The organism is Montanilutibacter psychrotolerans (genome assembly GCF_003719825.1).
GTDB lineage: Bacteria > Pseudomonadota > Gammaproteobacteria > Xanthomonadales > Xanthomonadaceae > Montanilutibacter > Montanilutibacter psychrotolerans.
Map to the genome: position 1 here is coordinate 154627 of NZ_RIBS01000006.1, position 21718 is coordinate 176344.

17 protein-coding genes are annotated in these 21718 nt (G+C 67.4%); 8 read left to right on the forward strand and 9 right to left on the reverse strand.

The features are described from left to right. Positions 1–5: 5 nt before the first annotated feature. Genes EER27_RS13480 through coxB form a run of 5 tightly spaced genes read right to left on the reverse strand, consistent with a single transcriptional unit; the run spans position 6 to position 4226 of the window. Complete coding sequence (locus EER27_RS13480) at positions 6–884, reverse strand: cytochrome c oxidase subunit 3 (protein WP_123088640.1); 879 nt, start codon at positions 882–884, stop codon at positions 6–8. A gap of 38 nt (positions 885–922) precedes the next feature. Beyond that, positions 923–1537, reverse strand: a complete 615-nt coding sequence (locus EER27_RS13485) for a cytochrome c oxidase assembly protein (protein ID WP_123088641.1) — start codon at positions 1535–1537, stop codon at positions 923–925. Next, complete coding sequence (locus EER27_RS17465; protein ID WP_263316940.1) at positions 1534–1668, reverse strand: hypothetical protein; 135 nt, start codon at positions 1666–1668, stop codon at positions 1534–1536. The genes EER27_RS13485 and EER27_RS17465 overlap by 4 nt, the downstream gene beginning before the upstream one ends. Positions 1669–1687: 19 nt before the next feature. Beyond that, positions 1688–3304: a cytochrome c oxidase subunit I gene (ctaD, locus tag EER27_RS13490; protein ID WP_123088642.1), complete on the reverse strand. Its 1617-nt coding sequence runs from the start codon at positions 3302–3304 to the stop codon at positions 1688–1690. Between the two features lie 22 nt (positions 3305–3326). Beyond that, positions 3327–4226 (reverse strand): cytochrome c oxidase subunit II, encoded by a 900-nt coding sequence (coxB, locus tag EER27_RS13495; RefSeq protein WP_123088643.1) that lies wholly within the window; start codon positions 4224–4226, stop codon positions 3327–3329. Positions 4227–4728: 502 nt separating this feature from the next. Between coxB and putA the strand changes: the two genes are divergently transcribed. Continuing rightward, positions 4729–7947 carry a bifunctional proline dehydrogenase/L-glutamate gamma-semialdehyde dehydrogenase PutA gene (gene putA / locus EER27_RS13500; RefSeq protein ID WP_123088644.1) on the forward strand — a complete coding sequence of 1073 codons (3219 nt, stop codon included), beginning with the start codon at positions 4729–4731 and terminating at the stop codon, positions 7945–7947. Positions 7948–8205: 258 nt separating this feature from the next. On the opposite strand, the gene EER27_RS13505 is transcribed toward putA, so the two are convergent. Further along, a complete protein-coding gene (locus EER27_RS13505; RefSeq protein WP_190285799.1) occupies positions 8206–9567 on the reverse strand; it encodes an OmpP1/FadL family transporter in 1362 nt (453 codons plus the stop codon). A gap of 229 nt (positions 9568–9796) precedes the next feature. Here EER27_RS13505 and EER27_RS13510 point away from each other — a divergent pair, with 229 nt between their 5' ends. From EER27_RS13510 to EER27_RS13520, 3 genes are all read left to right on the forward strand, one after another. Then, positions 9797–10489 carry a rhomboid family intramembrane serine protease gene (locus EER27_RS13510; protein WP_123088646.1) on the forward strand — a complete coding sequence of 231 codons (693 nt, stop codon included), beginning with the start codon at positions 9797–9799 and terminating at the stop codon, positions 10487–10489. Between the two features lie 75 nt (positions 10490–10564). After that, positions 10565–10885: a DUF1820 family protein gene (locus EER27_RS13515; RefSeq protein WP_123088647.1), complete on the forward strand. Its 321-nt coding sequence runs from the start codon at positions 10565–10567 to the stop codon at positions 10883–10885. 200 nt (positions 10886–11085) lie between these two features. Beyond that, positions 11086–11598, forward strand: a complete 513-nt coding sequence (locus EER27_RS13520; protein ID WP_190285800.1) for a CHRD domain-containing protein — start codon at positions 11086–11088, stop codon at positions 11596–11598. 109 nt (positions 11599–11707) lie between these two features. On the opposite strand, the gene EER27_RS13525 is transcribed toward EER27_RS13520, so the two are convergent. From EER27_RS13525 to gpmI, 3 genes are all read right to left on the reverse strand, one after another. After that, entirely contained in the window at positions 11708–13096 is a 1389-nt protein-coding gene (locus EER27_RS13525; RefSeq protein WP_123088649.1) for a S41 family peptidase, read from the reverse strand. 129 nt (positions 13097–13225) lie between these two features. Then, complete coding sequence (locus tag EER27_RS13530; protein WP_123088650.1) at positions 13226–14464, reverse strand: murein hydrolase activator EnvC family protein; 1239 nt, start codon at positions 14462–14464, stop codon at positions 13226–13228. Then, a complete protein-coding gene (gene gpmI / locus EER27_RS13535; protein ID WP_317843129.1) occupies positions 14464–15996 on the reverse strand; it encodes a 2,3-bisphosphoglycerate-independent phosphoglycerate mutase in 1533 nt (510 codons plus the stop codon). Before gpmI ends, EER27_RS13530 begins: the two co-directional genes overlap by 1 nt. A 230-nt stretch (positions 15997–16226) precedes the next feature. On the opposite strand from gpmI, the gene EER27_RS13540 reads away from it, so the two are divergent. The 4 genes from EER27_RS13540 to EER27_RS13555 all read left to right on the forward strand — a co-directional run bounded on the left by EER27_RS13540 (position 16227) and on the right by EER27_RS13555 (position 20166). Further along, positions 16227–16907 (forward strand): DUF4097 family beta strand repeat-containing protein, encoded by a 681-nt coding sequence (locus EER27_RS13540; RefSeq protein WP_190285801.1) that lies wholly within the window; start codon positions 16227–16229, stop codon positions 16905–16907. 223 nt (positions 16908–17130) lie between these two features. Next, positions 17131–18870 (forward strand): M28 family metallopeptidase, encoded by a 1740-nt coding sequence (locus EER27_RS13545; RefSeq protein WP_123088652.1) that lies wholly within the window; start codon positions 17131–17133, stop codon positions 18868–18870. A gap of 110 nt (positions 18871–18980) precedes the next feature. Then, entirely contained in the window at positions 18981–19379 is a 399-nt protein-coding gene (locus EER27_RS13550) for an MAPEG family protein (protein WP_223807337.1), read from the forward strand. A gap of 40 nt (positions 19380–19419) precedes the next feature. Continuing rightward, complete coding sequence (locus tag EER27_RS13555) at positions 19420–20166, forward strand: 2OG-Fe dioxygenase family protein (protein ID WP_223807339.1); 747 nt, start codon at positions 19420–19422, stop codon at positions 20164–20166. Positions 20167–21718: the final 1552 nt, after the last annotated feature.

The window sequence follows — 21718 nt, forward strand, 5'->3', positions numbered from 1 at the left end:
GGCGATCAGAGCACGTAGACGAACATGAACAGGCCGAGCCAGACCACGTCGACGAAGTGCCAGTACCAAGCCACGGCTTCGAAGGCGAAATGATTGTCGCGGTCGAAATGGCCCTTGGCGCAGCGGAACCAGATGATCGCCAGCATCAGCGTGCCCAGCGTCACGTGCATGCCGTGGAAGCCGGTCAGCATGAAGAACGTCGAGCCGTAGATGCCCGAACCCAGGGTCAGGTTGAGCTCGCGATAGGCGTGGATGTATTCCTCGGCCTGGAAGTACAGGAACGCCGAACCCAGCAGCACGGTCGCGCCCAGCCAGACCAGCAGTGCCTTGCGGTGACCGGCCTTGAGGGCGTGGTGCGCGATGGTGACCGTCACACCGGAGGTCAGCAGGATCAGCGTGTTGAGCAGCGGCAGGCCCCAGGCCGGAATGGTCTGGAAGCCGCCACCGACGGCGCCCGGGCCGTTGCTCGGCCAGCCGGCGATGAAGCCTTCCCAGAGCACGGCATTGGTGGCCATGCCGTCACCGTCGCCGCTGAGCCACGGCAACGCGAACTGGCGCGCGTAGAACAGGGCACCGAAGAACGCACCGAAGAACATCACTTCGGAGAAGATGAACCAGATCATGCCCATCCGGAACGAGACGTCGACCTGGCGGTTGTAGCTGCCACGCACCGACTCGCGGATCACGTCGCCAAACCAGCCGAACAGCACGCCGCACATCAGCGCCATGCCGATCAGGCAGGTCGCCTGGCCCCAGCTCGTTTCGTTGAGCCAGGCGCCGGCGCCGACCATGGTCGTGAACAGCGCGATCGAGCCGAGGAACGGCCAGCGGCTGCTGTGCGGCACGAAGTAGATGTTGGCGTCTGGCGAGTGGGCGTGGGCCATGGCGGCTGTTCCGGTAGCTGGTTCGGTTGCGGTTGCGATCAAGGCGCGGCGTGCGGCGCGCCAGCGTTGCCCGTGGAGGGCGCCGCGTGGGCCTGCCGCGCGGTGAGCGCTTCGTTCTTGAAGAAGGTGTACGACAGGGTCAGCGTCTTGACGTCGGCCGGCAGCGCCGGGTCGACGATGAAGCGCACCGGCATGTCGCGGGCCTCACCGGCGGCAAGGGTCTGCGCGGTGAAGCAGAAGCATTCGGTCTTGCTGAAGTAACCCGACGCCCGCGCCGGCGCGATCGATGGCGTGGCGCTGCCGACGATGCTGCGGTCGCTGGTGTTGCGGGCGAAGTACGTGGTCTCGTACGGCTGGCCCGGACGCACCCGCATCGATGCCTGGCTGGGCCGGAACTGCCACGGCAGCTTGGAGTTGACGCCGCCGTCGAACTGCACGGTGATCCAGCGTTCGTCCTTGCTGGCCTTGACGGCCGTCGTCTCGTCCGCGGCACCGCGTTCGAGGCGGACGCCGAGCAACCGCTCGCACGCGATGCGGTAGAGCGGTATCAGGCTGAAGGTGAACGCGAACGCGGCCAGCGCGACACCCACCATCAGCCCGACGCCCTTGGCGCCGGCGGCCTTGCCCGCAGCGGGCTTGCCCACGTCGCTCATCGCCCGAGCACTCCGCTGAGCAGGAACGCGACATACACGCCGATCGCGACCACCGCCACCCACAGCGCGGTGCGACGCGCCGCCTTGCGGCGGGCATCGACGTTGCTGCGGTCGGGGTCGGTCGGGGTCATCGCGCTATCGCTCGGGCGATCAGTGGCTGATGTCGCCGTGGGCGAGGTCGCCGTCGCGGATCACCGGCGGCGTGGTGAAGGTGTGGTGCGGCGCCGGGCTCGGCAGGGTCCATTCCAGACCCTTCGCGCCTTCCCAGGCACGCGCCTCGGCCTTGGCACCGTACTTCTTCGAGTGGATCAGGATCGCGGCCATCATGAAGGGCGTCAGGAACATGCCGAACGCACCGATCGAGCTGACCAGGTTCCAGTCCGCGAACACGACGTTGTAGTCCGGGATGCGGCGCGGCATGCCGGCCAGGCCCAGGAAGTGCTGCGGGAAGAACAGCAGGTTGACGAACAGCATCGTCCACCAGAAATGGAACTTGGCCCAGGTCTCGTTGTACATGCGGCCGGTCCACTTCGGCCACCAGTAGTAGACCGAGGCGATGATGCCGAACAGTGCGCCGGTCACCAGCACGTAGTGGAAGTGGGCCACCACGAAGTAGGTGTCGTGGTACTGGAAGTCGGCCGGCACGATGGCGAGCATCAGGCCCGAGAATCCGCCGATGGTGAACAGGATCACGAACGCGATCGCCCACAGCATCGGCGATTCGAACGTGATCGAGCCGCGCCACATCGTGGTGACCCAGTTGAAGACCTTCACGCCCGTCGGGATCGAGATCAGCATCGTCGCGAACATGAAGTAGATCTCGCCACCAAGCGGCATGCCGACGGTGAACATGTGGTGTGCCCACACGATGAACGAGAGGAACGCGATCGCGGCGGTCGCGTACACCATGGCCTGGTAGCCGAACAGCGGCTTGCGGCTGAAGGTCGGGATGATCTCCGACACGATGCCGAACGCCGGCAGGATCATGATGTAGACCTCGGGATGCCCGAAGAACCAGAAGATGTGCTGGTACATCACCGGGTCGCCACCGCCGGCGGCATTGAAGAACGAGGTCGCGAAGAACTTGTCGGTCAGCAGCATGGTGACCGCGCCGGCGAGGACCGGCATCACCGCGATCAGCAGGAATGCGGTGATCAGCCAGGTCCAGCAGAAGATCGGCATCTTCAGCAGGTCGATGCCCGGCGCGCGCATGTTGAGGATCGTGGCGATCACGTTGATCGCGCCCATGATCGAGCTGATGCCCATCATGTGGATGGCGAAGATCGTGAAGGCGACGTTGCTGCCGCCCTGCAGCGACAGCGGCGGGTACAGCGTCCAGCCACCGGCCGGGCCGCCGCCGGGCAGGAACAGCGTCACCAGCAGCAGGCTGAAGGCGAACGGCAGGATCCAGAACGACCAGTTGTTCATGCGCGGCAGCGCCATGTCCGGCGCGCCGATCTGCAGCGGAATCATCCAGTTGGCCAGGCCGACGAACGCCGGCATCACGCCACCGAAGATCATCACCAGCGCGTGCATCGACGTCATCTGGTTGAAGAACTCGGGGCTGACGTGCTGCAGGCCCGGATGCGCCAGCTCGGTCCGGATGATCACCGACATGCCGGCGCCGATCACGAACATGACGAAGCTGAAGATCAGGTACAGCGTGCCGATGTCTTTGTGGTTGGTAGAGAAGAACCAACGCTCGATGAAGCCCTGCTTGTGGGCGTGGTCATCGTGGTAGTGGTCTGCTGCGGGGGAGACGGCCATGGCCTAACCTCTGGATGCTGGATCAGCCGGCGACCGCAACAGCGGCCGGGGCGTCGGTGTTCGGGGCGCTGCCTTCGGCGGGCGCGGCGTCGGCCGGGGCCGGCGTGGCCTCGACCGGGGCGGCGGCCGGAGCGGCGTCCTTCGCCTTCTGGGCGGCAAGCCACTGCTGGTATTCGGCCTTCGGCACGGCCTTGACCACGATCGGCATGAAGCCGTGATCCTTGCCGCACAGCTCGGCGCACTGGCCGCGGTAGATGCCCGGCTTGGCGATGTCGGTCCAGGCCTCGTTGACGATGCCCGGGATCGCGTCCTGCTTCCAGCCCAGCGCCGGCACCCACCAAGCGTGGATCACGTCATCGGCGGTGATCACGAAACGGATCTTGGTGTTGGTGGGCAGCACCAGCACGTTGTCGACGTCGAGCAGGTAGTGCTCGTGGTCGGTCGCGGACGGCGTCACGCCGCTCTGGCGGATCTGGTCGCTCTTGCGGTCCAGACGGCTGGTCAGGCTGACGCCTTCGCCCAGGTAGTCGTACTTCCACATCCACTGGAAGCCGGTGACCTTGACGGTCATCTGCGAATCGCGGGTGTCGTACATCGCGATCAGCTTGCTGGTTGCCGGGAAGGCCATCAGCACCAGCAGCACGACCGGGATCACGGTCCACAGGATCTCGAGCTTGGTGCTGTGCACGAAGTCCTTGTCGGGCACGGCGCCCTTGGACTTGCGGAACTTGAACATCGCGTAGGCCATCGCGCCGAACACGAGCACGCCGATGGCGACGCAGATCCACAACGCCATCATGTGCGCCGAGTAGGCGTTCATCGATTGCGCGGTCACGCCGCGGCCCATGTTGAGCTGCCATCGCGCGGGATCGGCGTCCTGCGCGAATGCAAGGACTGGCGCCGCCATCGCGGCGACCCCCATTGCCCACTGCTTGGAACGACCGGCTTTCATCAGTTCGAGCCCCAGAAAATCACTTGGTGGTCAGTTGGTTGCATTTGTTTTCGACCCGCGGGCTGCCCCTGGGACGGTGACCCGACGCCCGAAGGGCGTGCGGGAGAAACCGTCCGGAAGGAGGTGGCTGGCAGACCCCGTGGGGGCCCATCACGCCGAGATCGGCGCTACGGATAACCGCGAAATGGTAGCCGCGAGGCCGCCTTGCGGCAACCCGGAGGCGCTCCACGCGGGCTTGCGGCTGGCCCTGCGAGGCGTTCGCGCCGGCGTCGCCACTGCCTCGCAGGCGGGCAAAGGACACCTTGCGCAAAGCGCCGCGGCGGGTACCGGCCCGCCCCTGGCGGGCCGGTACCCGCCGAAGCGTCGGCCCGGCCCCGGCGCACACCGTACGCCACTGGATCGTATACAGATCAACGCAGCGCCTGGATGGGAAGCTCTACACTAGGAGGCTTCCCGACTGCCTCCAGGCGCGATGTCCACCCAGACCCTCCCCATCGGCCCCGGCGATGCCGGCGCGCTGATCAGTCCCGAACTTCCTGCCGCCCCGGGCGGCCCGCGCGCGGCGCTCACCGCCGCCTGGGTCCGCGACGAGGCCGTCCACGTGCGCGGCCTGCTCGAGCAGGCGCGCCTGCCCGATGCCGACCGCGTGGCCGCGCAAGCCACCGCCGCCGACCTGGTCAAACGCGTGCGTGCCCGTGCGCGCAACCAGGGCGCGATCGAGGCCTTCATGCGCCAGTACGACCTGGGCAGCGAGGAGGGCGTGTTGCTGATGTGCGTGGCCGAAGCGCTGTTGCGCATCCCCGACCAGGAAACCGCCGACAAGCTGATCCGCGACAAGCTCGGCGAAGCGGACTGGAAGAAGCACATGGGCCAGTCCGACTCGGTGCTGGTCAACGCCTCGACGTGGGGCCTGATGCTGACCGGCCAACTGGTCGACCTGGCCGACGACACCAAGCGCAACGTGCACAACGCGTTCAAGCGCCTGATCGGCCGAGTGGGCGAGCCGGTGATCCGCCTGGCCGTGCGCCAGGCGATGAAGATCATGGGCCACCAGTTCGTCATGGGCCGCACGATCGGCGAAGCACTGGCGCGTTCGACCAAGGGCGACAACGCGAACTACCGTTATTCGTTCGACATGCTCGGCGAAGGCGCACTCACCACCAAGGACGCGCTTCGCTACCAGCAGGCCTACCGCGATGCGATCCACGCGATCGGCAAAAGCGGCCCCGGCGGAAACTTCCTCGGCCACGACGTGTTCGGCGTACCGTCGATCTCGGTGAAGCTGTCCGCGCTGCACCCGCGCTACGAGCACGCCAAGCGTGCGCGCGTGTTCGCCGAGCTGACCCCGCGCGTGCTGGAGCTGGCCCAGCTGGCGAAGTCCTACGGCATTGGCTTCACCATCGACGCCGAAGAGTCCGACCGGCTGGAGATGTCGCTCGACGTGATCGCCGGCGCCTACGCCGACGCATCGCTCGACGGTTGGGAAGGCTACGGCCTGGCCATCCAGGCGTACCAGAAGCGCGCGCCGGAGGCGATCGACTTCATCGCCGATCTCGCCCGCCGCACGGGCCGACGCATTCCGGTGCGACTGGTCAAGGGCGCGTACTGGGACAGCGAGGTGAAGCGCGCGCAGGTCGATGGCCAGGCGGGCTATCCGGTGTTCACGCGCAAGCCCAACACCGACGTGTCCTACCTCGCCAACGCGCGACGCATGCTCGAAGCCAGCGACGCCATCTATCCGATGTTCGCCACCCACAACGCGCAGACGATCACGACGATCCACCAGCGCGCGAAGTCGATGGGCCGTGAGCGGCATTTCGAGTTCCAGAAGCTGCACGGCATGGGCGACGACCTGTATGCCGAGGTCATTCCCGCCGACCGCCTCGACGTGCCGTGCCGCGTGTACGCACCGGTGGGCTCGCACGAGGACCTGCTGCCGTACCTGGTGCGCCGCCTTCTCGAAAACGGCGCCAACTCCAGCTTCGTCAATCGCATCACCGACGAGGACGTCTCCATCGACGACCTCATCCGCGACCCGGTCGAAACCGTGTCCGCGTTCGACACCATCCCCCATCCGCGTATCCCGCAGCCGGTCGACCTGTACCGCAGCTACGGCAATGAGAGGAGCAATTCCATGGGCGTCAACCTCGCCAACGACGATCAGCTGCGTGTGCTCGCCGACCAGATCAACGCCGTTGCCGGCAACGACTGGCGCGCCACGCCGCTGGTGCCCGGCGCGACGGTGGGCGGGCCCAGCATCACGGTGACCAACCCGGCCGACCGACGCGAAACCGTGGGCCACTGGCAGGCCGCCGACAGCGCGACCGTCGAACGGGCGCTGGCCAATGCCGTTGCCGCGCAGGACGATTGGAACGCCACGCCGGCCGCCAGCCGCGCGGCGATCCTCGAACACGCCGCCGACCTGCTCGAACAGCGCATGGCGCAGTACATCGCGCTGTGCACCAAGGAAGCCGGCAAGACCATCCCCGATGGCGTGGCCGAAGTGCGCGAGGCGGTCGACTTCCTGCGCTACTACGGCCAGCAGGCGCGCAAGCTGTTCACCGTCGAGGCCCTGCCCGGCCCGACCGGCGAATCCAACACGCTGCAGCTGTCCGGTCGTGGCGTGTTCGTGTGCATCAGCCCCTGGAACTTCCCGTTGGCGATCTTCATCGGCCAGGTCGCCGCGGCGCTGGCCGCCGGCAACAGCGTGATCGCCAAGCCCGCCGAACAGACCAACCTGATCGGCTTTGCCGCCGTGAAGCTGCTGCACGAAGCCGGCGTGCCCGAAGCGGTGGTGCAGTTCCTGCCGGGCGACGGCGCGACCGTCGGCGCGGCGCTGACGCGCGATCCGCGCGTGGCCGGCGTGGCCTTCACCGGTTCGACCGACACCGCCCGCGCGATCAATCGCGCACTGGCCGCGCGCGATGCCGCGATCGGCGTCCTGATTGCCGAAACCGGTGGCCAGAACGCGCTGATCGCCGACTCCTCGTCGCTGCCCGAGCAGGTGGTCAAGGATGCGATCGGCTCGGCATTCACCTCGGCCGGCCAACGCTGCTCGGCCGCGCGCGTGTTGTTCGTTCAGGACGACATCGCCGACAAGGTCACCCACATGCTGGCCGGCGCCATGGCCGAGCTCAAGGTCGGCAATCCCGGCCTGCTGTCGACCGACGTCGGCCCGGTGATCGACGAGGACGCGCTGAAGATGCTGCGCGACCACGCTGAGCGCATGGAGCGCGAGGCCACCCGGATCGCGTCGCTGGAACTCGATGCCGATACCGCGCACGGCAGCTTCTTCGCCCCCAGTGCGTACGCGCTGGCATCGCTGGACCAGCTGCACAAGGAAGTGTTCGGCCCGGTGTTGCACGTGATCCGCTGGAAGGCCGATCAGCTGGATGCCGTCATCGACGCGATCAACGCCACCGGCTACGGCTTGACGCTGGGCATCCATTCGCGCATCGACGAGACCGTCGAGAAGATCAGCGCGCGCGTGAAGGTGGGCAACTGCTACGTCAACCGCAACCAGATCGGCGCGGTGGTCGGCGTGCAGCCCTTCGGCGGCCAGAACCTGTCGGGCACCGGCCCCAAGGCCGGCGGTCCGCATTACCTGCCCCGCTTCACCACCGAGAAGACCATCACCATCAACACCACCGCCGCGGGCGGTAACGCGTCGCTGCTGACGCTGGGCGAGTAGCGCGCACGCTGGGCAGCCCGCGCACGACAGCGCGCGGGCGAACGCCGGGGTATCGGGGGTGACGCGCGCACCTGCGCACGACAGTCCCGCATCGGCGCTTCGCGCATGACAACGCACGCGACACCGTGCATGAAAAAGCCCCGCCGGAGCGGGGCTTTTTTTTTGCGGTGACGCCAGGATCGAATGCCGGATTCAACCGCCGGAATCGAACGCGTCAGTCAGACACATCGATCAGACGCGTCGACCCCGGACGTCGAATCAGAAGCGGTACTGCGCGGCGACGCCGAAGACGTTGGCGTAACCGTCGAACTCACCGACCAGACGCGAGCGGCTCGAGGACAGCACGTTGACCTTGGTCTCTTCGATTTCGATGCGCATGAAGGCCGCGTCGACGCTGAGTTGCTCGGACACGTTCCAGGTCATGCCCAGCGAGAAGATGTTGCGGTCCTGGTCGGGCAGACGCGGGGTGCGGGCGAGATCGTTGGTCGGGGTCTCGTCCAGCGCCACGCCGGCACGCACGGTGAAGCTGTCGTTGATGTCGTACTCGCCGCCGAGCGAGTAGAGCATCGTGTCTTCCCAGTCGAACGCCTCGTGACCGAGCGAGCTGCCGTCGGGGCGGTAGATGTTGACCGCTTCCAGCGAATGCCAGTCGGTGGCCTGGACGTCGGCCATCAGACGGAAGCTGTCGTTGATGTCGTACTGCGCGCTGAAGGTGGTCACGCTGGGCGTGGTCAGCGGCGCGCTGATCTTGCCGTCACGCAGGCCCGGGTTGGTGGCCAGGATCACCTGCGCCGCGGCATTGCTGCTGCTGAAATCGGCATCGCCTTCGAGGTCGTGGTCGATTTCCGAGCGGTGCGAGAAGCCCAGCGACAGCGAATCGGTCGGACGCCACTGCGCGCCGATGATCCAGCCGATGCCGTTGTCGTCGCCGCTCACTTCGACCAGCGCGTCATTCGCCTGCGGACGGTACGGGAAGGCCGGGTTGAAGCAGTTGGCCGGGTTGCCCGAACCGACGCACGCCTGCGTGCCGATGTCGATGGCGTTGGTCAGGGTCACCTCGGCGCGCTGGTACATCAGGCCGATGCCGACCGAGAAGCGCTCGGTCACTTCGACCGCGGCCGACAGGGTCAGGTTGATCGTCTTCACGTCCGATTCGATGGCGTTGTAGCGACCGACCCAGTTGGAGTCGTATTCGGTCTTCAGGCCGAACGGCGCGCTGACGCTGGCGCCCACGGTCATACGCTCCAGCGAGCCGCTGAGCGGGATCACCACGGCCATCGCCGGGACGGCCGAGGCGTCGCCCGGATCGCCACCGTCGCCGCCATTGAGCGGGGTGCCCAGGGCGGTGGTGCCGCCGCCTTCGAAGTCAGCGGTCAGGTCGATCACCGAGGCATCGGCCTGGACGGTGACACGGTCGATGTTGACCATCGCCGCCGGGTTGTTGGCAACGACCGACGCATCGTTCTGCGCCACCGTAGAGCCGGAGAAGGCACGGCCGAGGTTCTTGACGCTGTTCTCGCGGATCTGGAAGCCGGAAGCGTGCGCCTGGCCGATCGCCAATGCGCCGGTGATGCCAAGCGCAAGAGCGGTCAGGCGCGTGATGCGGGAAGCATGTTGCATGCGTGTAATCTCCATTGGAGTTTCTAATAGTCAGCTTCGGCCGTCTAAGCGGCACCGTTTTTTGAGCGGTCACCGACGCGTGCCGGAACCCTCTCCCGACATACGACGCCGTATGCACTATAACGCGCCCATTAACCAGATGGTAACAACTCGGACGTGGCCGCTGGACGTGCCTTTTGGGACGGTTCCGAATAAAGAAATGCTGCACTGCAAGGTAAATCCATAACCGATGTTCGTGGCGATTCCACCACGCGAGAAAACCCCGCCACGCTGGGCGACACCGTTGTTGTTCGCCATCTTGTGGCTGTGCTTCACGGTTATCGCCCTGATGCCCGAGAGCGGGCAACGGCGATTGCTGCTCGACTGGGGCGCCCTGTCGGGCACGCTGGTGTCGGCGGCGGACTGGTGGCAATCCCTGCGCAATGGCGACGCGCTGCGGCTTTTCAGCGCGTTGTTCCTGCACGCCGACTGGGCGCACCTGCTGGGCAACCTGGTATTCCTCCTCATTTTCGGACTGCCGGCCGAACGAGCGATGGGTTCGCGCCGGGTGCTGGTGCTGTTCCTGCTGGGCGGCGCATTCGCCAACCTCGCGGCGGTGATCGCCATCGGCACGCCCGACCGTCTGGTCATCGGTGCCAGTGGCGCGGTGTCGGCGATGATCGGTGCGTACCTCGCGTTGTTTCCCGGCGCAAAACTTGGCGTGGTGGTACCGCTGGGCCTGTTTTTGCAGTTCGTGAAAGTGCCCGCGCCGCTGCTGATCGGCGTGTGGGCGCTGCTGCAGCTGGTATTTACCTTCATCGGCCCGTCGTTTGGCGCGGTGGCGTGGTCGGCCCATCTGGCGGGCTTTGCCTTCGGCGGCGCATTCGCCCTGGTGGCGCGCGCGGGCATCGCCCGCAGGTTGCGCAGGAAACGGGGCTACTGAGCGCCCCCACACGGCCGGCCGGTTAACCCGACTCCCGGCCGGTTTGCGCCTTCGCCCATCCCGTAGAATCCGCGCATGGCCAAAACGCTCTACAAAGTCACCTTTCTGAATGCGGGAAAGGTCTACGAACTGTATGCGCGGCAAGTCGCGTCGGGCGCGCTGTGGGGGTTCACCGAGATTCGCGACCTGGTGTTCGACGTGCACGACGGCGTTTTGATCGACCCCACCGAGGAACGCCTGCGCGACGAGTTCGGTGACACACGCGTGCTGCACCTGCCGATGCAGGGCATCGTTCGGATCGAGGAAGTCGAGCGCAAGGGCCAGTCGGCGATCCGCGATGCCGCGACCGGCGAAAGAGTGGTCACCGCGTTTCCGCAGCCGGGCAAGCCGCGCTGATTGAATCGGCAATGTTTCAGGCCGTACCCGCCAAGCGGCACTGTCCGTCCGGACGGTAGCGGAATGGCCGGGGGCGGCAGGCGCTTTCACGACTGAGAAACAGGCACGGCGCAAGCATCGGCGACTGGACGGAAGGCTTTCATCTTCCCGGCCCCACGCGGTCGTCACCGAGGGTCTGCGCCATGAAGCGCCCCCCTGTCTTGTCGCCCGCCTTCGTAGCGGGCGTGTTGTGCTGCCTGCCCACGCCGTCCGCGGCGGAGACGGTGTACGTCCAGCTTCGCAGCACCGAAGAAGTACCGTCGATTTCTTCCACCGCGCGCGGCGCGTTCAGTGCCCGCATCTCGAACGGCGGCGGACAGCTGACCTATGTGCTGCGCTATTCCGGCCTGCAAAGCGAGGCCCGGCAGGCACACATCCATTTCGGTCAACGCGGCGTCAATGGTGGAGTCAGCGTGTTCCTGTGCCAGACCGCGGCCAACCCCGACCCCGCGGGCCTTGCTCCGACGTGCCCGGCCTCGGGCAGCGTGAGCGGCCTGCTGACATCGTCCAATGTCATCGGCCCCGCCGGCCAAGGGCTCTCGCCGGGTGAGTTTGCGGAACTGGTCGCGGCCATTCGTGCCGGCGTGGCCTACGTCAACGTGCACTCGACGACCTTCCCCGGCGGCGAGCTGCGCGGGCAGCTCAACGCGTTCCGGAACTTCTTCGTGCACTGAGCGGCGCCCGGTGCTTCGGCGGATGAGCGCCGCCGAGGCGGCCGCCCTTCAGCGAGGTCTGGCGTGAGCGGGCGGATTGCGCCCCGAACGCGGGGCGCACCGCCTGGCCTCAGCGCTTTGCACCGCCGACATCCGGCACGGGGGCGACGGCCACCGGCTTCTTCAGCTCGGCCAGGGCCGCGGTGATGAATTCGTCGCCTTCGAGCACTTCGCCGGCATTGTCGCCAGGGCGATCGCCCTCGTCGGCGACTGCGGCGCCGGGCACCGCGGTGGCGGGCTCTTCGTCACCGCGCAGGTGCCCGCGCAGAGTGGCCTCGGTGACGTCCGCGCGACCGCCGTTCTGCGCGTCCTTGGCCGGATGCAGCTGGACGTCCGGCACGATGCCCAGGGCCTGGATCGAACGACCGCTGGGGGTGAAGTAACGCGCCGTGGTGAGCTTTACCGAGTCCCCGTTATCGAGCGGCAGCACCGTCTGCACCGAGCCCTTGCCGAAGGTGCGGCTGCCGACCACGCGCGCACGGCCGTTGTCGCGCAGCGCGCCCGCCAGCACCTCCGACGCACTGGCCGAGCCGGCGTCGACCAGCACCACCACCGGCGCACCGGCGAGGCGATCGCCCGGCGTGGCGCCGAACTCGGCGTCGCTGAGCGCGATGCGGCCACGGGTGCTGACGATCTTGCCGCTTTCGAGCAGGTCGTCTGCGATCTGCACCGCCGAGGTCAACAGCCCGCCGGGGTTGCTGCGCAGATCGATGACCAGACCACGCAACTTGCCGCCGGCCTGTTCCTGCAACTTGCCGAGCTGGGTTTCGAAATCGGCTGCGGTATCGGCCTGGAACGCGGCGATGCGCAGGTAGCCGTAGCCGGGTTCGAGCATCCGGTTGCGCACGCTGGTGATGCGCACGGTGTCGCGCACCACCTTGATCTCAAGCAGCTTGTCGGCGCCTTCGCGAACCACCGTCAACACGACCGCGCTGCCCGGCTCGCCGCGCAACGGCCCGGAGCTGTCGTCGTCACCCGGACCGAGCTGGCGACCGTCGATCGCGACGATCAGGTCGCCGGACTTGATGCCCGCACGCGCGGCCGGGGTGTCGTCGATCGGCGCGATCACCCGCAAGGTGCCGTCGGGCTGGCGGTAGAGCTCCACGCCGATGCCGTCGTAGGCGCCGCGCGACTGTTCGTCGAACTGGTCGGCATCGGCCTTCTGGAAGTAGACGCTGTGCGGGTCCAGGTCCAGCAGCAGACCGCGCACCGCCGACTGCATGAGCCGCGAATCGGCGACGGGCTCGACGTAGGCCTGCTTGATCGCGGTGTAGACGGCGACATAGCGGCGGATCTCATCGAGCGGAACCTTGGCGTTGGCATCGTCGGCACTGGTGTCGTCCAGCCCTTCCGGGCTTTCGCCGCGCTCGGGCTGCCCGGCCTGCTGCGCATGCACCGGCGTCAGCGCGGGCAGCGCGGCAAGGGCGAACACGATCGGGGCGAGATGACGCAGTTGCATACGCAGGGCTCCAGACGGGACTCGGTTGGACCGCGGGCAGCGGCGCCGGTTCGCCCGATTATGGGCGCGGCGGCACTGAACGTAACCACGTACCGACGCCGGGCGCGCGCCGACGGTCGCCCGGCGCCGTCAGCGCCGCAGGAACGTGTTGGGATTGACCGGCTCGCCGTTGCGGCGCAGTTCGAAATACAGCGCCGGCCGCCCCGCGCCGCCCGAACTGCCGACGGTGGCGACGGCGTCGCCACGGCTCACCCGGTCGCCGCTGTCGCGCAGCAGGGCGTCGTTATGCGCGTACAGACTCATCGTGCCGCCGCCGTGATCGATGATCAGCAACAAGCCGTAGCCGGTCATCCATTGCGCGTAAACGACCCGGCCGTCGGCGACGGCCTTGACCGCCGTACCGGCGCTGGCCGCGATCAGCAGGCCATCGCTGCTGCGCCCGTCGGGCATGGTGGCGCCGAATCCGGCCAGCAGGCTGCCCGACAGCGGCCAACCCAGGCCACCCACCTGCGGCGCGACGGCACTGGCCACGACCGACGCGCGTCGCGGCGTGGTGCGTCCCGATCCGGTCGCGGTCGCGGCCTTGTCGCGCGCGGCATTGCGTGCGGCCGCGGCGCGGCGTTCGGAGGCCGCGCGCGCGGCCGTGGCACGCAGTTGCGTGAGCAGGCGCTCCAGGCCGGCCGCATCGCGACCCAGCGCGCGCTCGCGGCTGCTGCGGTCCTGGTAGCGCTCGTCGATCTGCGCAACCAGTGCGGCGCGCGCCTGGCGATCCCGCTCCAGTTGAGACAACCGGTCGCGTTGCTGCACGCGGGCGGCGGCCAGACTTGCGCGACTGGCCACGATGTCGCGCTCGAGCGAATCGATCTCGCGCGTCTGTGCCGACAGCGTCGCGATGCGTCGCGCGCGCGCCTGCTGCAGGTAACGGTGGTAGACCAGCACGCGACCGGCATCGGCCACGCGGTCCTGTGCCAGCAGCAGTTTCAGCGGCGCGTCGCCGCGCTCGGCATAGGCCGCGCGCAGCAGGCTGGCCAATTCGGTGCGGCGCGCGGCAATCGACACCTGAAGCTCGCCGCGACGCGCCTGCAGACTGGCCAGCTCAGACGCGCTATTGGCCAGCCGCTGCTCTGTATCGCGCAGGCTGCGGCTGGATTGCCCCACCTGCTCATCGGCCGCACGCAGTTCACGCGAAGCGCCGCCGCGCTGATCTTCGAGCTTGCGCCGCTCAACGGCCACGGCCTTGAGTTCGCGCTTGACGCGATCGAGGCGGCGCTCGGCGTCGCGACTGCTCTGCGCGCCGGCCGGCCGCAGCGCCGGCAACGCCAGCACCGAGGCGATGACGAGCGCAACGGCCAGCGCGCGGCGCGACATCAACCGACGCCGCTTCCGTCGCCGACCGCCGCCAGCAGGCTGGCACCGGTCATGTCCGACGGCGCCGGCACGCCGAGCAGTTCGAGCACGGTCGGCGCCACGTCACGCAGCGCGCCGCCGGCCCGCAGGCGCGCAGCGCGCGGCCCGCAGTATGCGAACGGCACCGGGCCGACGGTGTGCGAGGTATGTGGCTGCCCGGTTTCCGGATCGCGCATCATCTCGACGTTGCCATGGTCGGCGGTGACCAGCAGCGCGCCGCCGCGTTCGCGCACGGCCTCGCGCACCGCGCCGATGGCCACGTCGACCGCCTCGGCGGCCTGGATCGCCGCGGCCAGGATGCCGCTGTGGCCCACCATGTCGGGGTTGGCGATGTTGCAGATCGCGACATCGATGTCGCCCGAGCGGATGGCGGCGCACAGCTTGTCGGTGACTTCCGGACAGCTCATTTCCGGCTGCAGGTCGTAGGTGGCCACCTTCGGACTGGGCACCAGGATACGGCTCTCGCCCGCGTACGGTTCTTCGCGACCGCCGCTGAAGAAGAACGTCACGTGCGCGTACTTTTCCGTCTCGGCGATGCGCAGCTGGCGCAGGCCGTTCTCGGCGAGGATCTCGCCCAGGGTGTTGCGCAGGTCGTCGGGGGCGAAGGCCACCGACGCGGTCAGTCGGCTGTCGTACTCGGTCAGGCAGACGAAACGCGAGAGCTTCGGGCGACGCGCATGGAAGCCGTCGAAATCCGCAGAGACGAACGCCGCGGTGAGCTGCCGCGCGCGATCGGCGCGGAAGTTCATGTACACCACGGCATCGCCGTCGCGCATCGTCGCACCGTCGTCGACCACGGTCGGCGACACGAACTCATCGTTCTCGTTGCGCGCATAGGCATCGTGCAGTGCGGTCATCGCATCGGGCGAGTGGTGCTCGCTGGCGGCTTCGACGATCGCGTCCCAGGCACGGCGTTGGCGATCCCAGCGGTGGTCGCGGTCCATGGCGTAATAGCGTCCGCTGACGCTGGCGATGCGCGCGTTGCCGACGCGTTCGCACTCGCGCTGCAGCAGTTCCAGGCTGGGCTGGGCCGATCGCGGCGGCATGTCGCGGCCGTCGAGGAAGGCATGCACCGCCACCTGCGGCACACCTTCGCGACGGGCAAGTTCGAGCATTGCGACGATGTGGTTCTCGTGGCTGTGCACGCCACCTGGCGACAACAATCCGAACACATGCAGCGTGCCGCCATTGGCGGCCGTCGCGGCGCACGCGGCGCGCAGTTCGTCGTTGGCGTAGAAGCTTCCGTCGTCGATCGCCGCATCCACGCGGGTCAGGTCCTGGTAGACGATGCGGCCGGCGCCGAGGTTCATGTGGCCCACCTCGGAATTGCCCATCTGCCCATCCGGCAGGCCGACATGGCGGCCTTCGGTGTGGATCAGCGTGTGCGGGCACTCGGCCAGCAGACGCTGCCAGTTCGGCAGGGTGGCCTGGGCCAGCGCGTTGTCGGCGGGATCCTCGCGGTGCCCCCAGCCATCGAGGATCAGCAGGACCACGGGGCCCTGGATGGCGGAAGCGGATCGATGGGAGGAGGCTGGCACGTCGTTGGTCCCAATGACTTCGGGCAGGGGCCCGGTGGCTGGAGGGGTGCGATGGTATGGGGCGTGATTGTAGCGAAGCCGGCCGTCGCGCCCGACTCGCGACACGCAGGTCACGGCGGCACGTTTAAACCCTGCCGCACGAAGCCGCATCCATGAATACACCAGTCCACTGCACGGGAAATGTCATGCGCCAACCCGCCCATCGTTCGATCTCCCTGTCCCTCGCCATCGCGTTGGCCATCGCCGCGCCGGTCTCGTACGCCTCCGATCAGAACATCGACAAGGTCAACGGCAGCATCACCGTCAACGACGGCGAAAGTTACGGCAAGCTCGAAACCGTCAACGGCAGCATCCACATCGGTGCCAACGCGCAGGCTGAGTCGGCCGAAACGGTCAATGGCAGCATCCGCGTCGGCGCGCGCAGCCGCACGGGCGAGCTGGCCACGGTCAACGGCGGCATCCGCGTGGCGACCGCCGTCCAAGTCAACGGCAGCCTGGAAACGGTCAACGGCGAGATCTTTGTCGACCGCGGCGGTCGCGTCGGCGGCGACATCGAGACGGTCAACGGCGCAATCGGCCTGATCGGTACGGAAGTGAACGGCCGCATCGACACCGTCAATGGCGACCTGACCGTCGGCGCCGACTCCCACGTCACCGGCGGCATCCACTACCCCAAGCCCGATCCGAAGTGGTTTGGCGTCAGCCGCAAGCCGCCGCGCGTGGTGATCGGGCCGAACGCACGCGTCGACGGTCCGCTGGTGTTTGAACGCCCCGTCACCCTGTACGTGCACAGCAGCGCCCGCACCGGTGCGATCACCGGCGCGACCGCGCAGCGCTACAGCACCCCGGTGCCGCCCAGCCCGTAAGGGAGGCATGCGTCGGCGACGGTCCCGGCCGCGCCGACGCCTGGCCGGGATCGCTGCCGAGGCCATCCCACTGCGCATGCAATCGATGCGTAGCCACGACGATGTGTGCGTTATCGGCGGCGATATCGGCCGTTTGACAGCTTGACGACGGCCAGCCCAGGCGCTCGCCGGATTGTGCCTAGAATGGACCTCCGCCGCCCCGGCGGACCGCTACGGAGGTCCGATGTCCCGCAAGCCCCTGCTTCCAAGCGCCGCACTGGCCGGTGCCACGCTTGGCGCGCTCCTGCTCGCCGCCTGCAACCAGCCTCCGGCCGATGCCCCCACCACCGATGCGGCCACGACGGCCAGCACCGCCAGCGGCGGCGCCACCATCAGCGCAGCCGATTTCGCGGCGCACGTGAAGATGCTGGCGTCCGATGAGTTCGGCGGGCGGGCGCCCGGCAGCGATGGCGAACGCAAGACCATCGACTATCTCAAGTCCGAGTTCGAGCGGATGGGCCTGAAGCCCGGCAATGGCGACAGCTACTTCCAGACCGTGCCCATGGTCGAAACCACCGCCGCGCCCGCCACGGTGCTCAAGCTCGACGTCAACGGCCAGACGCGCGAGTTGCGCTTCGGGCCGGACATGGTGGTCGGCACGCGCACCGGCTTGACCGAGGTGAAGATCAGCAACAGCGACCTGGTGTTCGTCGGCTACGGCGTCAACGCGCCGGAGCTCGGCTGGAACGACTACGCCGGCGTGGACGTCAAGGGCAAAACGGTGGTCATGCTGATCAACGACCCCGGCTTTCACACCAAGGACGCGGCGCTGTTCGAAGGCAAGCGCATGACCTACTACGGTCGCTGGACGTACAAGTTCGAGGAGGCCGCACGCCAAGGTGCGGCGGCCGCGATCATCGTCCACGACGCGGACGGCGCAGCGTACGGATGGCAGGTCGTCGAGAACGGATGGACTGGCCCACAGTTCGACCTGCCCGCCAAGACCGATCCGGAACCGCGCCTGCCGGCACAGGGCTGGATCACCGGCGACGTCGCACGCAGCCTGTTCGCCGACGTCGGCCAGGACCTCGATGCGCTGTACCGCAGCGCCAGCGTCAAGGGCTTCAAGGCGATTCCGCTGAAGGCCAAGCTCACCCTCGACCTCAACAGCACCATCAGCGAGAAGTCGTCCCAGAACGTCATTGCGATGCTGCCCGGCAGCAAGCGCCCGGACGAAGCGATCGTGTACATGGCGCACTGGGACCACCTGGGCGACCACGGCCACGACGCCGATGAGCACGGTGCGGCTGCGCCTGCCGGTGAGGACACGATCTATAACGGTGCGATCGACAACGCCACCGGCGTGGCCGGCATCCTCGAGATCGCCGAGGCGTTCGCAAAGCAGAACCCCGCGCCGGAGCGCTCGGTGCTGTTCGCCGCCGTCACGCTGGAAGAGTCGGGGTTGTTGGGCTCCAAGTATTACGTCGCCCATCCCGCCGTGCCGCTGGCCAAGACCATCGCGGTGATCAACCTCGATGCGATGCCGGTGATCGGCAAGGCCCGCGACATGACGGTGGTCGGTTACGGCAGCTCGGAACTGGAAGACCTGCTCAAGAAGTACGCGCAGGAGCAGGGCCGGGTGCTGCATGCCGAAGCAACGCCGGAGGATGGCTTCTACTTCCGCTCCGATCACTTCAACTTCGCCAAGGCCGGCGTGCCCGCGCTGTACGCCAAGGGCGGCGACGACCTGATCGAAGGCGGCACCGACGCCGGCCACAAGGCGCAGATCGACTACCGCGACAACCGCTATCACAAGCCCGGCGACGCGTTCGATCCGGCGTGGAAGATGGACGGCGTGGTGCAGGATCTCGAGGCGTTGTACAGCGTCGGTCGCGAGGTTGCCGGTGGCGACTCGCGCCCGAACTGGTACGAGGGCAACGCGTTCCGCGCCGCCCACGACAAGCTGGTGCAGCCGACGAAGTAGCCGTTCGCCAATCATTGCGGCTTCGTGCGACGGCGCCCCACTCAGCAGAGTCGGGCGCCGTCGCCGTTTTCGGCTAGGCTGTTGCCGCCGCCAACCTCGGGAATCCAACCATGACGCTGTCCACGGCCTACTGGTGTGTGCTGATCGCCGCTGTGTTGCCCTACCTCTGGGTGGCCGTCGCCAAGGGCGGCGGCGAGCGATACAACAACCGCGACCCACGTGGCTGGCTGGCGCGCCAGGACAACCCGCGCGTGCACCGCGCCAACGGCGCACAGCTCAACAGCTACGAGGCGTTCGCCCCGTTCGCGGCCGGCGTGGTGCTCGCCCAGATCAGCGGCGTCCCCGCCGACCGGATCGCCCTGCTGGCCGTCGCCTTCGTCGTGCTGCGCGTGCTGCACGGCATCTTCTATATCGCCGACAAACACGCGCTGCGCAGCCTGTGCTGGTTCGCGGCGTTCGCCTGCGTGCTCGCGCTTCTGGCGCAAGCCGCACTGGCGGCCTCGGCGTGATCGAGATCCACGCAAGCCGATGCCGAGGTCCATGAACCCGATGCCTGCCAACAGCAACGCCGACCATGCTGGCGTTACGCCACTCACCCTGGGCCTGCGCGAGGATGGCTTCGCTTTCGTGCAGGCGGCGGACATGCACGCGCTGCTGGCAGCGCACGGGCGACTCGAAGACTGGACGGACTTCGTCGCGAGCTGGAACGAACTGCCGATCGACAACTACCTCGCGGCTGTCGGCCGCCAGCGTCGACGCCGGCATGCGGTGTATTGCGCGCCCAGTCGAGGCCCCATCACGCGGGCCCCGCACCAGGCGCACTTCCAGACGCTCAACTACAACACGCTGCAAGGCGACATCGAGCGCTGGTTCGAGCCGGTCGACGCGGCAATCGCCGAGGGGCCGACGCTGTCGACGGTGCTGGGGTTCGCTCGCGACTTCTTCGCGCCGTTGTCGCCGCAGGTAGCCGCGTGGCACGTCGAGGTGCACCAGTTCCGCATCGAGCCCAGCGCCACACAAGCCGGCGAGCCCACGCCCGAAGGCGTGCATCGTGATGGCGTCGACTACGTGCTGGTCCTCCTGGTGGATCGCAAGAACATTCGCAGCGGCACCACCACCATCCACACCCACGACGGTCGAGAGGTCGGCAGCTTCACCCTGACCGAAGCCCTGGATGCCGCGCTGGTCGACGATGCCCGCGTGTTTCACGGCGTCACCGCGGTCACGCCCGTCGACACCGACGCCCCCGCCCACCGCGACGTGTTGGTGGTGACCTTCCGCGCGTTGACGGCTTAGCGCCGATCCTTCTGCACCTACTGAATAGGCACCTTTGCGCGAAGCTGCCGCATGAGGAGCGAATGAAAGACCACCGTTCGCGGTGGTCTTTCCGTTTGGGGCGTAGGCGGGCTGAAAACCGGGAAGACAAGCGTGACCCGAGGGCCCGCGTCGCGGTCTATCCGCCGAAGTGCGCGTAGTCGAAGGACCCGGACCAACATCGCTCTCGAAACAATCCAATCATCAGCCAAGACCAGTCGCGGTGCCGCGGCCCTTCCGTTGGCGCGGTTGTCGCCTTACCGTGCGCTGCCGCTGCGTCGAGTTCGGCAGTCGCACCTTTATTGGTCGAAGTTGCTGCCCTACGGTGGGCCGAACTGCCGGGGGCGTCGCGAGGGCGGTGATTCTCTTTCCATTTCGTAGCAGTTGTAGTCCTTCGCAGTTGTGGCATTGCCGGATGCGTGGGGAGCTCGGTGGTCCCAACTGACACGGCTCGTCGGCGACCCGCGTGAGCAGCTCAGCACATCGCGAACGCGTGGCCCTCCGTCGTTCGCCCTGTCGCGCGCTCAACTCCAGTGCCTGTGCTGCGCCGCGAAACCGATGTGCTCTTCGCAGGGCCGGCGCTAGAGTTTTATCCGCAGAAGAGCGCTCGATCGAGACAGAAGACCGCCGTTCGCGGTGGTCACGGCTTGTGCAGATGGCTGAGACGCAACGGATTAGACCAACCGCCAATCGACACCTCGGTCTGGCGGATTCTTCGTAGAAGACGCCACGATCGAGACAGAAGACGCCGTTGTCCCCTTCCTAACCACGTCCGCCAAGAACTGACCCGACAACCGTCAGCCGTGCGCCAGCGGCCGGATGCCAGTCCGCCAATCGCAGGCCTGATCGAAGCAATTCGTTGCAACCCTCCCCGCATGAGAGCCAATCAGCCGGATCAGCCAACCGGCTGATCGCCTGGGCTCGCCGGGAGTATCCGGACATTGCCGAACGCAGCACCGCCGATACCCGGAGTTTCTCGTAGTAGCGCACAACGATTTGGCCGTTCCGCAGATTCGAACATTGCCGTTGTGGTGGTCTCTTGTTTGACTCGGTTGCCGCGGGCGACTGGCCCGATAGCTGTTGCAGCGCCGCGCACGTTCCGGGCGGCATCGCATTACCGGTGGTTTGTGTCGCCGTCCTTGCTCGTGCTGATTCCTGCCGGGCGGCATCCGGACGATGCCGAGCGCGGCACCGCCGCTACGCGGGGTTTCTCGTAGTAGCGCGCACGATCGATTCAACCGGCCCAGTTTCGGGCCGTTCATTCTGCCGTCGCAACGTGTGCTGCGATGCGGCGGGTCTGCGGTTGGATGGCCATTTCAGATCGCAGTTTCCGGCCGCTAGCCGCAGCAAGTGGCGGCTCGGGACGTCGGACACGCAAACGGCCGCACGTGGGCGGCCGTAGTGGGTTGTTGGATCCGGAAAAGACAAAACCCCCACCTCTTGCGAGGTGGGGGTTGCCTTTCAATAAAGCCCCTGGCGATGACCTACTCTTGCATGGCTTAAGCCACACTACCATCGGCGCATGTGCGTTTCA

Excerpts from the sequence above, each read along its gene's own strand:
- EER27_RS13505 (WP_190285799.1), bottom strand. The coding sequence starts at position 9,567 with ATGCAACATGCTTCCCGCATCACGCGCCTGACCGCTCTTGCGCTTGGC.
- EER27_RS17465 (WP_263316940.1), bottom strand. The coding sequence starts at position 1,668 with ATGACCCCGACCGACCCCGACCGCAGCAACGTCGATGCCCGCCGCAAG.
- EER27_RS13480 (WP_123088640.1), bottom strand. The coding sequence starts at position 884 with ATGGCCCACGCCCACTCGCCAGACGCCAACATCTACTTCGTGCCGCAC.
- EER27_RS13525 (WP_123088649.1), bottom strand. The coding sequence starts at position 13,096 with ATGCAACTGCGTCATCTCGCCCCGATCGTGTTCGCCCTTGCCGCGCTG.
- EER27_RS13530 (WP_123088650.1), bottom strand. The coding sequence starts at position 14,464 with ATGTCGCGCCGCGCGCTGGCCGTTGCGCTCGTCATCGCCTCGGTGCTG.
- coxB (WP_123088643.1), bottom strand. The coding sequence starts at position 4,226 with ATGGGGGTCGCCGCGATGGCGGCGCCAGTCCTTGCATTCGCGCAGGAC.
- EER27_RS13515 (WP_123088647.1), top strand. The coding sequence starts at position 10,565 with ATGGCCAAAACGCTCTACAAAGTCACCTTTCTGAATGCGGGAAAGGTC.
- ctaD (WP_123088642.1), bottom strand. The coding sequence starts at position 3,304 with ATGGCCGTCTCCCCCGCAGCAGACCACTACCACGATGACCACGCCCAC.
- EER27_RS13550 (WP_223807337.1), top strand. The coding sequence starts at position 18,981 with ATGACGCTGTCCACGGCCTACTGGTGTGTGCTGATCGCCGCTGTGTTG.
- EER27_RS13485 (WP_123088641.1), bottom strand. The coding sequence starts at position 1,537 with ATGAGCGACGTGGGCAAGCCCGCTGCGGGCAAGGCCGCCGGCGCCAAG.
- putA (WP_123088644.1), top strand. The coding sequence starts at position 4,729 with ATGTCCACCCAGACCCTCCCCATCGGCCCCGGCGATGCCGGCGCGCTG.
- EER27_RS13540 (WP_190285801.1), top strand. The coding sequence starts at position 16,227 with ATGCGCCAACCCGCCCATCGTTCGATCTCCCTGTCCCTCGCCATCGCG.
- EER27_RS13545 (WP_123088652.1), top strand. The coding sequence starts at position 17,131 with ATGTCCCGCAAGCCCCTGCTTCCAAGCGCCGCACTGGCCGGTGCCACG.
- EER27_RS13555 (WP_223807339.1), top strand. The coding sequence starts at position 19,420 with ATGCCTGCCAACAGCAACGCCGACCATGCTGGCGTTACGCCACTCACC.
- EER27_RS13510 (WP_123088646.1), top strand. The coding sequence starts at position 9,797 with ATGTTCGTGGCGATTCCACCACGCGAGAAAACCCCGCCACGCTGGGCG.